We start from the raw sequence: 10,761 nt of genomic DNA, 5'->3' as shown, positions 1-10,761 counted from the left end.
CCGTATTTTGCGTCGCATCTACTAAATCTTCTGCACCAACAAGCGGTAATTCACTAATTGCAGCTAAATGTTTTACAACTGCTTCAATATATTCTGGATCTGCATTTAAGCCTGTACCAACTGCAGTTGCCCCCATATTTACTTCATATAAATGTTGACGCGATTGTTGAATTCGTTTCATATCACGTTCAAGTACGCGAGAGTATGCTTTAAACTCTTGTCCAAGACGAATTGGCACCGCATCTTGTAAATGTGTACGACCCATTTTAATAACATGGTCAAACTGTTCTGCTTTTAATTCAAATACATCATGCATATAACCCATCGTTTGTAATAAGCCTTCTAATGCATTTAACGTCGCGATATGAATCGCCGTTGGGAATGCATCATTTGTTGATTGGGCCATATTTACATGGCTATTTGGACTAATATAATGATAGTCTCCCTTTTCCATTCCTAATAATTCAAGAGCACGATTGGCAATGACTTCATTTGCATTCATGTTCATTGAAGTACCTGCTCCACCCTGAATTGGATCGACGATGAAATGATCGTGCCATTTTCCATCAAGAATTTCTTGAGCAGCTTCTGCGATCACGCCACCCTTGTTCAATTCCAATCTTCCTACATCTGTATTAGCAAGCGCTGCTGCTTTTTTTACAATTGCGAACGCTCTAATTAAACTTTCATGAATTTTATACCCTGTAATCGGGAAATTTTCAACAGCGCGTAAAGTCTGAATTCCGTAATATGCCTCAATAGGTAATTCCTTTCCTCCCAAAAAATCATTCTCCACTCGCACGTTCTTGTTTGTCATTGCCATTTTAATTTCTCCCCCATATTAAATGTAAAACCTAAATAAATCATATGAAGTCATTACCAATCCTTATCAGATTTTATTGTTAAATCGTAGGCTAAAGGCTCTTCAATAATTTTTTTAATCTCTTCTAATTTATTAGTTTTCCCAAGCGCCCACATCAATTTTGCTATGATGGCTTCCGTATTCATATCTCCAGACAATATTACTTGATGTTGTGCCACTTTCCGTCCTACTTCATAGAGAAGTATGTCTTCTCCTTCTTCCAGGCATTGAGTAGTAATCACTACAGCAATCCCCATTTCAGTCAACTCTTGAATTTTCGAAAGCAAGTTCCTTCCTTCAAAAGGTAATCCACCGTTTCCAAAACTTTCAATAATAATTCCTTTATACAAATCTTTTAAGCAATCAAATATCTCTGGCTTTGTACCTGGATACAATTTCATAAGAAAAACATCCGTACATAAATTAGTATTTATTGAAAGTTCATTATGGGGGGACGTTGGCTTCCAATGATATTTCACTTCATCTTCATTTACCTCAGCAACATATGGATAATTCACACTTTCAAATGCATCATAACTTTTTGTTCGCATTTTAACTGCTCTCGTCCCAATAATCACCCTACTATCAAAAACAATAAACACACCGCCAACATCCTCACAGGCAAATCTAAGAGCATCAGCTACATTTTTCTTTGCATCTGTCTTTTTAAAACTAATAGGTACTTGTGAACCTGTTAAAACAACTGGTTTTCTTAAACCTTGCAGCATATAAGATAACGCGGAAGATGTATAAGCTAACGTATCCGTTCCATGTGTAATCACAAACCCGTCATAGTCATCATAGTGATTAAAAACAGCATTAGCTATTTCTTTCCAGTGCTCAGGTTGCATATTGGTACTATCAATATTCATTAAGATTTTGCAATCTATTTCTAAGTTTCGAGAAGACTTCGAAAAATAATTCAATAATTCCTCAGCAGACAATCCTGGAACAAGCCCCTCATTCCCCTCCACAGATGCAATTGTCCCACCAGTTGCAAGTAATAAAATTTTCTTCATACACAACCCCTCCATAAAATAAACAACGATATATCGTTCGCGTAATGCGTATTTATATTTATCATTATAGAACTTAATTTGAATTAATCAAGATTTTGTATTCAATACGCGTACTTTTTTTCTATTCTTGATTCTTTTTCTATGCTATAATTAATTTAATAAAATTAGATGGGGTATGAGACGAATGCTGGAACGTTTATCTAAATTAAGAAAAAATCAAAAATGGTCCTTACAAGAGACAGCAGATCGACTTGGGATTGCGAAAAGCACCTATGCTGGTTATGAAAATGGTTATAGATTACCTTCATTACAATCTTTATCTAAAATAGCCGATTTATTTGATACATCTGTAGATTATATATTAGGTCGAATTGAACATTCACATCAAAACAAAGATGTAATTGATATTACAAGACTCCTAAACGATCCAGATGCAACACTTTTAGTAGATGGAGAAGCACTGTCAACAGAAGAGATAATAGATTTTATTGCTTTTGTGAGAAGTAAACGAGAACTAAGTTCCAAGAGAATAGAAAATATTGAACCAACATGTAAAAGTTAATTCAATAAAAAATGAAGACACTGCACTCTTTAAACTTAGAAATACTTAGACAATTAATTTGTAAACGGTTTATATAATGGATTCTTAGCAGCTGGCCTCATTTGGGGACTTATACTTGGAAACAATCCCATTGGTTATATGATTCAATTATTTTTCATCATTTGTGTGGGGTAGCAGCTATTTTCGGAGGTCTCACATCCAATAAATCAATTATCATGAAACAAGGACTTCTCGCTATTTTAGCGTTGCTTTCCCTTTTATCTGTCATATAGAACTAAAGCTTTTCAATAAAGGAACTCACGTTCGAAGAATACGCCATTCTTTCTGTAGATTTATAAGAAAGAATGGCGTTTTTGTATGTCTATTTCTGTATCGAGAGAATTTGAAAGTACAACAGAATTCAAACAAGAATTAGCAAAGTATATCAAGTACTATAATCATGAAAGAATCAAGGAAAAATAAAAGGGAATGAATCCGGTATTGTACTAGGCTCATTCCCTAGAGGCTACTTAACAAACCGACCTTTCTAACTTTCGGGGACACAGTCTAGTTGAAGTGCTACAAGCAACGAATTTACTATTTTAAAGTTAAGTGTTTAACCTTGAAGTACTTAATTCCTTTTTCCAGACAAAGCATACATTATATCTTGATGCTTTATTGTCCTCTTATAATTATGTGGTATCGGGAATTTGTTTCGTTGTTCTTTTATTATAATTATGATTACTATAAGTGATAAAACTACAGGTATAAAAACGATTAACAAAGCATCTTAATGTTTATGAAATTCTTTGTTAATCGTTTCTCTTCTCCCTAATCTCCTGCGAGACTATATTTTTTATTAAAATTTCCCATATCTTATTTGATTTATTCTGTGACACCAGATTGGGTTACTTTTACATCAGCTGTTACACGAAAACGTAAATCTTTATAGGATTCTTCCCATTCTTGACTGTTCCATTTTCTTACGTGAGTTCTACCAAGCTTTCTAAGTCCTATAGGATCTGTGTCTTTTTTAATAAATCTCTTTATCAATGTAGTTGCTTTTTTTTCTATTTCTTTTTCCATAATTTTTTCTAATTTTTTTATTTCTTTAGGATTATCTAGATTTTTTGTTTTTGTAAATTCTTGAATTTCAGCTTTAACTTGAATATGAGCATTTACGAATGGATGCTTACTATTCCCCTCCATCTTATATTTTGTTCTAGCTTTTATATTCTCTATCGTAGCGTGAGTATTTGAAGAACCAGGTAGTTTGAATTGGTATGTACCTTGTTTAAAATTATCTGTCAACAATTTAAATACAAATAAATCTTTAGGGTTCACTTTATCAACCATTTTACATCTTTTAAAAAGTGCTATTCCATCTAACTCCAACACGTTACCTTTTTTAGATATTATCGGTAAATAGGAATCTCTCGCATCATCATTAAGTTGGTTTAAAAACATAAAAAAATTTGTTTTGGGCTGCGTTCCATTGTCCATATTTTGCTCCAGTAAAGAGGATAGATAGGAAGCAATTTCTTTTTCTTTAGAATAGTTCCCCTTTAATAGTGATTCCCCTTTTACATTTGTAATTGCTAAATAAATTGCATTTCCTACACTAGGATTTCGGTTCAAAGTCTCTAAAATTTCCTGCATTCCCTTTTCAATTATTTTTTCATTAAATATAATAACACGCAATTGCCCCAACTCTAGAGGTCCAGAAGATTTTTCGGATGCTCTTGCAAGAACTTCTCTACCAGTCTGGCCTGATGCTGAATAGATTTTTGTTTCACCTTCCCCGCCTCCTTTATAAGCTGAAATCGCAAAGGTTCCTTTTAGCTTACCTTCTGCTTCGGTATCATATGCCGCAACTTGAACTAAGTCAATGTCATCCACAATTTTCGTTTTAGCACAACCTATTAAGAAGACACTTAATATAAGGAAAAGTATCCATCGCTTCATGTTTATCTCCTTAACTTTATTTTGGCCGTTTGAATTAGCCATAGTACAGGTAGGTATACATATATATATACAAAGCCCATTTGACCTGTCCAAGTATTTAATAAGTTAATTTTATTACGATTATTCAAGAAAAATGATAAAACAAAGATGAATAGGATGATAACTGGCAAAACATATTTTTGCTTTATTCCCAGTGCCTCTTTTATACCACGACTTACTCCCCATAATGTAAAGGAAACATTGGGTAATATAAAAAAAGCCCAAACAGAAACAATAATGTATTCAAACCGCTCTATAAAGGGAAATTGTATAATTTTAATCATGCTTAAATATGCCCATATCGCACTCGCTAGTTGTTTTTCACTAAAAAATGCAAGAGTTAAAATCATAAGGTATGTGTAGACAATAGTCGTTACTAAATTTGCATAGTGCGCATATTTTTGAGACGTTTTTGCCTTTTTAATAAATGGGTAGTACAGCAATAACATTTCAAATCCAAAAAAACTAAACATATTTCCTTTCATTCCTTTCATAATTTCTAGGAATGAATGCTGTGCAATTGGAAATAAATTCTGGAAATCTGCATACTGCAAAGGATAAAAAAATGTGAAGATTAGAATGCTTGGGATAACGATTCCAAAGAAGCCGATTCCGGCAACTACACGAAATCCTCCAGTAACAATGTAATAACATAGACCCAAAAAAGCCCCTGCTATAACCCAAGATGAAATTGAAGGAAACATCCAAACATGTACTACTTCGATATAAGTATGTAGTGTTGTTGCACCTAACAATACAATATAGGATAAAAAAATGAAGTTGAGCAATCCACCAATCCATTTTCCAAGTACGTTTTGATTGATTGCAATGATGTCTCCATTACCCTGATTTAAAATCTGATATATGATCCAAATCATAACATTAACAGATATTCCAAAAAGTAGCGTGCTAATCCACGCATCATTTCCAACTAATTTTGCACTAATCCTTTCAAAACCAAGCATACCAACTCCCAACTGTATAGTAATAATTAAAAAAAATACCATATATGGCGAGACTTGATACTCAATTGGGATCTGTTTCATAATGCTCCTCCCTGTTAATTTCAATCATCAAAATCATTTCGTGATATGATTTTATTTTTCTCTACCTCTTCTGGATTAAAGCGAAAACGCTGTTTAGACCTTGAAAAAATAGGACGTCGAAACATCGCTGAGATTGGCATACGTATAATGCTGTCTTTCCAATCTGTAGGACGTGTAGGATAAAAAGGGAACAAATAAGGACGTCTTAATGATTCTGTACGTAATAAGCGTACTAAAAGGAAAGAACTTGTTAAAACAATTCCTAATAAGCCCAATAGGTGTGCAGATATTATAAAAGGAAAACGAATTACTCGAATTGTATTACCAATTCGATATATTGGTGCTGTAAATGAACTAAGAGCTGAAAGTGCAACAATGATAATAAGTACGTTACTTGTAAGACTTGCTTCTACCGATGCTTGTCCAATTACAATACCACCTACGATACCGACAGTTAAACCCACTTTAGTTGGTAAACGTGCCCCTGCTTCTCTCAGTAATTCAATCGTTATTTCTAAAAAAAGTGCTTCAATTAATGGAGGAAAAGGTACTTTACTTCTCGATATGATTAACGTTTCAAGAAGTTCTTTTGGGATAAGCTCGTAATGATATGTTAAGATCGAGACATATAATGGCGTCGTTAAGACAGAAAATATAAAAGCAAAAAGCCTTAATAGACGAAAAAAAGAGGCTATAATCCAAGGCATGGTGTAATCTTCTGTCGTAGAAAAAAAATCAATTAATGTTGTTGGAAGAGTGATGGCATAAGGCGAGCCATCTACAAGAAGTGCAATTTTCCCTTCTGCTAATACAGCTGCCACACGGTCCGGACGTTCTGTATTCAAAAATTGAGGGAATATAGAATTCGGGTTGTCTGCAATTAACTGCATCAAATAAGTACTATCCAAAACATGGTCTGTTTTTATTTGACTTACCCTTTTTATAATTTCTTGTAGATTTTGATCATTTACAATTCCCTCAATAAATACAATCGCAACAGTTGTGTTAGAGAGAGATCCTACTTTCAATTCTTTCATTTGTAAATAAGGTGTTGGAAGCTTTCTACGTACTAAATTTAAATTTACATCTAAATCTTCGACAAATGCGATTTGCGGACCCACAATATTATATTCAATTTCAGCTTTTGTAATATCCCTTTTTTCTTTCTTTGACACATTTACTAACAAACAATTTAGTTTATCTGTATCGAACTGAATAAGTATATAGCCATTTAAAATACTATCCTGAATATCTTCAATTTGATTTGTTATTTTTGAATTTTCAAAGGGTAAGACAGACCGAATATCTTGTAACGAATTGAAGCTCTTCTCTTTTATATAAGTCAAAACCTCTTCATGAAATATATTTACATCGATTAAGGTTCTAAAATATGAAATGACTATAGAGGAATTATCGGAAGTAATTTCCAATGTTATAAAATCTTTAGATTTTTTTAGTAATTGCATTAAATCCTGTAAAGATTTTATAGAGTTATCAGGTATTTTTCCATACGGTTTCAATTGATAATACCTTCCTTTCAGAAAGAAGTTACATATAGTTTTTAAGAAATTTCTATTTTAAAAATCAGGCATAGTGTTATATAGATATATCCATTGAATTAGCAATAACCTCTTTGAAAATAACTTAACCAAAATTAGTTAAAAAATGTATCGTACAAAAAAATGAGCTCATTTCTCAAAATAACTAGCTGTAGAGAAAGGAAAATTTCATTTTGGGTCTACTTCAAAATTTTAGCTTGATGGGCATGTGGTACTACCCCTATTAACCTTGGCAGAACAATATTTATAACAAGAATGGGTAGTAAGTATTTTTAGGTATATAGCGATATAATGATACCCCAGAACAAAACAACTTAACATGGTAAAATTATATTTGGATAGGAGTCCAATACATATTATTAAAATTAAAATTGTTCAGGCCGGAGGAAGGCGCCCTTGGGGTCTTTTCTTTTTTTCAAAAGCACCTGCTCAATTAATCCCTAAAAACTTAAGGTAAAGTGAACCTGTTAAAATACATGGAATGAACCCTAGTTTTGCCCTCTTATCTAAAGGAGGAACTATTATTATGGGATATGGTGGTACTTGCGGTGAAGGCTGCGGTTTTGCTTTATTAGTTGTATTATTTATTCTATTAATCATTATCGGATGCAGTTGCTTCTGTTAAAAAACTATTAGAAAAGGCATCTTAGGGTATCTTTTCTTTTTTCTTAAAAGGGGCTTTCCAGCGCTTCGAAAAAAAGCACACTAAGGGTATGCAAGATTTTATACAGTTTTTCGGCTAATCCAGTAACAAACGAGAACCTTAAAAGCGCGCCAGGATAGAAATGTATAAAAAAATGAATAGAGTAAAAAGGCTGATTCCTTGTGATAGTAGTGATTTACTTTTACACTTGCTACCGATACTGATGCCTTATGTTGACTAGTTGTGAATACATTATACATATGTTTTTAAGAGTAAAATAATAAATATGAAATTTCACCCTTAAATGGTAAGATTATTAAGAATGATCAATTTATAAGTAAAGATAAAGGGTCAAAAAGGAATGGTTGAATATTACATTGAACTATGTACAAGAATGTATGAAATAAATAAGTCAATTGTAAAAGGAAAGGAACTAGATTTTTTCCTTTCTTTTGTAAAAGATAAAAAGATGAAAGTGCTCGAACCAATGTGTGGAAATGAGCGAATGCTTAGTCCATTTATGTAAGAAGGAGTCTTCTTGCTAAAATGATAAAATCTCTCCGTAAACGTCCAATAGCCTTAAAATATACCAAAATTGAGAAATATGAAAAAGACACTCTTATAAGTGCCCTTCTTAGCAACTAAGTCCGCTGCAGCTACTACCATAACCCATATGAATTCCTCCTGTAAAAGGATATTTTAAGTTCATATTTAATTATTAAAATAAACCGCACCAAAGTTTTCATTAAATCTTTTACACCAAACAGAAACCGAACCATATTCATTTACATCTATTCCTTCAGGAATTTCGTAGTTTTGATCTCCTTTATTTCCCTTTAATTTTCCTAATTCAATATACTGATAGTTTTTCACGTCTTCATTATTTTTCAAACGATTTGTAGGAACTAATACAACTCGTACATCTGGCCCATTAGATGTTGCAAAATTAGAAAGTCGTAAAACACGTTTTCCATCTGCTAATTGGTGAATTTTTGCCGTTCCGGTTGTTTCATGGACACCGTTTTGAAACTGACCTTCCCTTATTACTCGATCACTTTGCTGCTTTATTTCAGTTGATTGTATCTCTGCTTGTGGCAATGATTCATTTACGTGCTTATCAATAAATAATTTCTCTGGTCGGAACAATGACCATAAAATCCCCAATACAATTATCAAACCACCTATAAGCCATACATATTTTCTTTTCATAAAGTAAAAAACCTCCTGTAACATACTGTGTAGTAGTATGTTAACAAGAAGGTCTTTCATTTTTCTAACATAAATGTTACAAAAGTCTTTCAGCCATCTTATTTTTTTACTGATGTGATGGGAAGAGTGAACCAAAATTCACTTCCCTGCTTACCATCTGCGCGATTCCTTACACCAATTTCCCCTTTGTGCATTTCAATTAATGATTTTGCAATAGCTAATCCAAGTCCGGAACCTCCAGATTGTGAACTTCTTGATCGATCTGTTCTAAAAAAGCGTTCAAATACACGTAATTGATCATTTGGAGAAATTCCTATTCCTTCATCCCGCAAAGTGAATTGGACCTTTTGAGTTAGTTTATTTTCCACTACAGTCAACTCGATTGTTCCAGAGATAGGAGAATATCGAATTGCATTATGTAATAAATTACCTATGACCCTTTCTATTTTACAAGGCATAATCAAAAGTTGAGGTAATGTATCAGGGACCTCCAATTGCACATGGATTTGTTTGTCCCCTAATAAGACAGAATGTGACTCTAATACATCTAATAGAACTTTATCTAAATGTGTGAAACTTGGGTGAAAATCTACTTGCTCAAACTCTAACTTTGAAAGATCAAATAAGTCGTTAATTAATCCATTTAATCTTTCTATTTCTTTTAAAACCGTTGCTAAGTATTGCTTTTTCATTTCAGGATCTTCAATCAGGTTATCTTGTAATGCTTCTATCATCATTTGCATACTAGCCATAGGTGTTCGTAAGTCATGTGAGATATTGGTAATTAGCTCCTTACGAGAGTTTTCCTGTTCCTCTAACTTAGTAAACCCTTCTTCTAATTTTTTTGCCATCTGTTGAAAGGCTGTTGCTAATTCTTTAAACTCACGTGGTTCTTGCCCAATTATATACATTGTTTCAAAGTGTCTATCACTAAATTGTTTCGTCAATTTTATTAAATTTTGTATAGATCTCATGATAGGACGTGTCATTAACCAATAAATAAACGTTGAAATAATGAATGCCACAAATGCAATTACTGTTAATAACCGCGTTTGTTCCTGTTCAAGTAACATTTTGGTCTCACTATACCATATAGCAATTACCATAATACTGGTACTTAATAGATTCATGAGTAACAATTGAATACGTAATCTCATGTTTCATTTCCTCCATTTGGCTCAAAGCGATATCCTATACCCCAGACCGTATGAATCCAACGATTCTTTATCGTATGCTTCTCGAGCTTTTCACGTAAACGACTCACTAATACGGTAACTGTGTTTGATGCCCCTTCATGTCCAAAATCCCAAATTAATTCAAGAAGCTGCGAGCGAGAAAATACTTGTTTTGGATGCTTTGCCATGAGATAAAGTACTTCAAACTCTTTCACCGTTAACTCCACTTCCTTATCACAAACAAGTACATATCTTGTCTTTGGGTATATTTTTAAATCTGGAAACTCTATCACTTCCAACAGGGATTCTTTCGCTTGTATTGGCACATGACTTCCTCTTCTTAGTATAATTTGAACCCTTAATACTAATTCACGAGGGGAAAATGGCTTTGTTAAATAATCATCTGCCCCCATTGTTAAGCCTAAAATCCGATCCCTTTCCTCTCCCTTAGCAGTTAACATAATAATAGGGACATTTGACTGTTGACGAATTTCCTCACATAATTCCCATCCATCTTTTTTTGGCATCATCAAATCTAATATAATTAAATCTGGTTGATGTGTAAGAAATAAATCCCAACCTTCTTTACCATTTACAGCTGTATAAACTTCATATTCTTCTCTTTCTAAATATCGTTTGCATACTTCTCGAATATTTTCTTCATCTTCTACGATTAAAATTCTTTTCTTCATATACTATCCTC

The 10,761-nt window shown here is 33.2% G+C and carries 10 protein-coding genes and 4 pseudogenes; 5 read left to right on the top strand and 9 right to left on the bottom strand.

Features of this window, described 5'->3' with window-relative positions; translation table 11 throughout:
• Together D1166_RS27880 and ansA are read right to left on the bottom strand one after the other, a co-directional pair.
• Positions 1-823, bottom strand: an 823-nt coding sequence (locus D1166_RS27880; protein WP_255422617.1) for a lyase family protein, incomplete at its 3' end; no start/stop codon positions are given.
• Positions 824-876: 53 nt separating this feature from the next.
• Entirely contained in the window at positions 877-1,881 is a 1,005-nt protein-coding gene (gene ansA / locus D1166_RS27875; RefSeq protein WP_000722295.1) for an asparaginase, read from the bottom strand.
• 184 nt (positions 1,882-2,065) lie between these two features.
• Here ansA and ansR point away from each other — a divergent pair, with 184 nt between their 5' ends.
• From ansR to D1166_RS27860, 3 genes and pseudogenes are all read left to right on the top strand, one after another.
• Entirely contained in the window at positions 2,066-2,443 is a 378-nt protein-coding gene (gene ansR / locus D1166_RS27870; protein WP_000893567.1) for an HTH-type transcriptional regulator AnsR, read from the top strand.
• A 66-nt stretch (positions 2,444-2,509) separates the two neighbouring features.
• Positions 2,510-2,715, top strand: a pseudogene (locus D1166_RS31980) (DUF1304 domain-containing protein); the annotation flags it as partial.
• Positions 2,716-2,818: 103 nt separating this feature from the next.
• Positions 2,819-2,905 (top strand): annotated as a pseudogene (locus tag D1166_RS27860) (IS3 family transposase); the annotation flags it as partial.
• Positions 2,906-3,030: 125 nt separating this feature from the next.
• Here the strand turns inward: D1166_RS27860 and D1166_RS27855 are convergent.
• From D1166_RS27855 to D1166_RS27840, 4 genes and pseudogenes are all read right to left on the bottom strand, one after another.
• Positions 3,031-3,161: pseudogene (locus D1166_RS27855) on the bottom strand (excinuclease ABC subunit C); the annotation flags it as partial.
• A 146-nt stretch (positions 3,162-3,307) separates the two neighbouring features.
• Positions 3,308-4,387: a Ger(x)C family spore germination protein gene (locus D1166_RS27850; RefSeq protein WP_000832859.1), complete on the bottom strand. Its 1,080-nt coding sequence runs from the start codon at positions 4,385-4,387 to the stop codon at positions 3,308-3,310.
• Positions 4,388-4,389: 2 nt separating this feature from the next.
• Positions 4,390-5,472, bottom strand: a complete 1,083-nt coding sequence (locus D1166_RS27845) for a GerAB/ArcD/ProY family transporter (protein ID WP_000809694.1) — start codon at positions 5,470-5,472, stop codon at positions 4,390-4,392.
• Positions 5,473-5,492: 20 nt separating this feature from the next.
• On the bottom strand, positions 5,493-6,938 hold the full coding sequence (locus D1166_RS27840) for a spore germination protein (protein WP_098356241.1): 1,446 nt from the start codon (positions 6,936-6,938) through the stop codon (positions 5,493-5,495).
• Positions 6,939-7,557: 619 nt separating this feature from the next.
• Here D1166_RS27840 and D1166_RS27835 point away from each other — a divergent pair.
• Both D1166_RS27835 and D1166_RS31975 read left to right on the top strand, forming a co-directional pair.
• A complete protein-coding gene (locus tag D1166_RS27835) occupies positions 7,558-7,656 on the top strand; it encodes a YjcZ family sporulation protein (protein WP_074595434.1) in 99 nt (32 codons plus the stop codon).
• A 379-nt stretch (positions 7,657-8,035) separates the two neighbouring features.
• A pseudogene (locus D1166_RS31975) lies at positions 8,036-8,197 on the top strand (SAM-dependent methyltransferase); the annotation flags it as partial.
• 188 nt (positions 8,198-8,385) lie between these two features.
• On the opposite strand, the gene D1166_RS27830 reads toward D1166_RS31975, so the two are convergent.
• From D1166_RS27830 to D1166_RS27820, 3 genes are all read right to left on the bottom strand, one after another.
• The gene (locus D1166_RS27830; protein ID WP_000824728.1) at positions 8,386-8,883 is read right to left on the bottom strand and encodes a DM13 domain-containing protein; all 498 of its coding nucleotides are present in this window, start codon (positions 8,881-8,883) and stop codon (positions 8,386-8,388) included.
• A gap of 98 nt (positions 8,884-8,981) precedes the next feature.
• Positions 8,982-10,040: a sensor histidine kinase gene (locus D1166_RS27825; RefSeq protein ID WP_002098245.1), complete on the bottom strand. Its 1,059-nt coding sequence runs from the start codon at positions 10,038-10,040 to the stop codon at positions 8,982-8,984.
• Complete coding sequence (locus D1166_RS27820) at positions 10,037-10,750, bottom strand: response regulator transcription factor (protein WP_000746049.1); 714 nt, start codon at positions 10,748-10,750, stop codon at positions 10,037-10,039. Before D1166_RS27820 ends, D1166_RS27825 begins: the two co-directional genes overlap by 4 nt.
• Positions 10,751-10,761: the final 11 nt, after the last annotated feature.

It is taken from the genome of Bacillus sp. ISO11, from assembly GCF_003458115.1.
GTDB classification, from domain to species: domain Bacteria; phylum Bacillota; class Bacilli; order Bacillales; family Bacillaceae_G; genus Bacillus_A; species Bacillus_A cereus.
Note: the sequence above shows the minus strand (reverse complement) of the source record. Positions and strands in the feature narration are given on the sequence as shown.

What these genes read in the sequence shown, in the direction of transcription:
- D1166_RS27835 (WP_074595434.1), top strand. Translation starts at nt 7,558, where the DNA reads ATGGGATATGGTGGTACTTGCGGTGAAGGCTGCGGTTTTGCTTTATTA.
- D1166_RS27850 (WP_000832859.1), bottom strand. Translation starts at nt 4,387, where the DNA reads ATGAAGCGATGGATACTTTTCCTTATATTAAGTGTCTTCTTAATAGGT.
- D1166_RS27845 (WP_000809694.1), bottom strand. Translation starts at nt 5,472, where the DNA reads ATGAAACAGATCCCAATTGAGTATCAAGTCTCGCCATATATGGTATTT.
- D1166_RS27830 (WP_000824728.1), bottom strand. Translation starts at nt 8,883, where the DNA reads ATGAAAAGAAAATATGTATGGCTTATAGGTGGTTTGATAATTGTATTG.
- D1166_RS27840 (WP_098356241.1), bottom strand. Translation starts at nt 6,938, where the DNA reads ATGCAATTACTAAAAAAATCTAAAGATTTTATAACATTGGAAATTACT.
- ansR (WP_000893567.1), top strand. Translation starts at nt 2,066, where the DNA reads ATGCTGGAACGTTTATCTAAATTAAGAAAAAATCAAAAATGGTCCTTA.
- D1166_RS27820 (WP_000746049.1), bottom strand. Translation starts at nt 10,750, where the DNA reads ATGAAGAAAAGAATTTTAATCGTAGAAGATGAAGAAAATATTCGAGAA.
- ansA (WP_000722295.1), bottom strand. Translation starts at nt 1,881, where the DNA reads ATGAAGAAAATTTTATTACTTGCAACTGGTGGGACAATTGCATCTGTG.
- D1166_RS27825 (WP_002098245.1), bottom strand. Translation starts at nt 10,040, where the DNA reads ATGAGATTACGTATTCAATTGTTACTCATGAATCTATTAAGTACCAGT.